Genomic DNA, 1,014 nt, shown 5'->3' on the forward strand with positions numbered 1-1,014 from the left:
GTGAGGAGCCCTCGTGAACATCGGTGAGATCGCCCGGCGGGCCGGTGTGTCGCGGAGCACCGTGTCGTACGCCCTGAGCGGCAAGCGGCCCGTCTCCGAGGACACCCGCCGGAGGATCCAGCAGGTGATCGACGAGCTGGGCTACCGGCCCAACGCCAGTGCGCGGGCCCTGGCCAACGGGCGGACCAGCACCATCGGGCTGGTCTTCCCGCCGGCCGGGAACCGCTACACCGGCATGCAGCTGGACTTCATCGGCAGCGTGGTGGAGGCCGCGGCGGCGTACGACTACGACGTGCTGCTCTCCCCGAGCGGCGTGGACAGCGACCGCTCGTTCCAGCGGCTGCTGGCCGAGCGACGGGTCGACGGCGCGATCCTGATGGAGATCAGGCTCCACGACGACCGCGTCGACCACCTGGCCGCCCTGGACTTTCCCTCCGTGGCCATCGGCCGCACCGCCAGCGCGGACGGCGACTGGTGGGTCGCCCTGGACCACACCGCTCTGGCGGCGGCCTGCGTTCACCATCTGGCAGATCTCGGCCACCGCCGAGTCGCCTTCGTCAACCGGCCCGCACACCTGCTGGGGGCCGGGTACGAGTCGGCGCACCGGGGTCTGGACGGCTTCACCAAGGCCGCCGCGGAGCGGGGGCTGACGGTGCGGACGTACAGCTGCGGGGACGACGCTCCCTCGGGGCAGGCGTGCATGGAGCGGATCCTGCACGACGACCCGGCCACCACGGCCCTGGTCACGCTGAACGAGGCCGCGCTGGGCGGCCTGTACCGGGGGCTCGCGCATGCGGGCCGGCACGTGCCGCGCGACTTCTCCGTCACCGGGGTCGTGGCCGGCCGGTGGGCGGAGACGGTGACCCCGCAGCTCACCGCGGCGGACGTGCCGGCGGAGGAGATGGGCCGGCTGGCCGTCGACCTCCTCGTCGAGCGGCTCGAGCACCCCGACGCCCCGCCCCGGCACCACCTCCTCACCCCACCCGTCTCCCTGCGCGCCAGCACCGGCCCCGC

At 74.0% G+C, this 1,014-nt stretch carries 1 protein-coding gene; it reads left to right on the forward strand.

Annotated features, from left to right (window positions below; all coding sequences use genetic code 11):
• Positions 1-13: 13 nt before the first annotated feature.
• Positions 14-1,014: LacI family DNA-binding transcriptional regulator (locus tag IE239_RS41455; RefSeq protein ID WP_190154606.1), on the forward strand; the 1,001-nt coding region annotated here is incomplete at its 3' end.

Origin of the sequence: Streptomyces humidus, from assembly GCF_014649655.1 — a bacterium.
GTDB classification, from domain to species: domain Bacteria; phylum Actinomycetota; class Actinomycetes; order Streptomycetales; family Streptomycetaceae; genus Streptomyces; species Streptomyces humidus.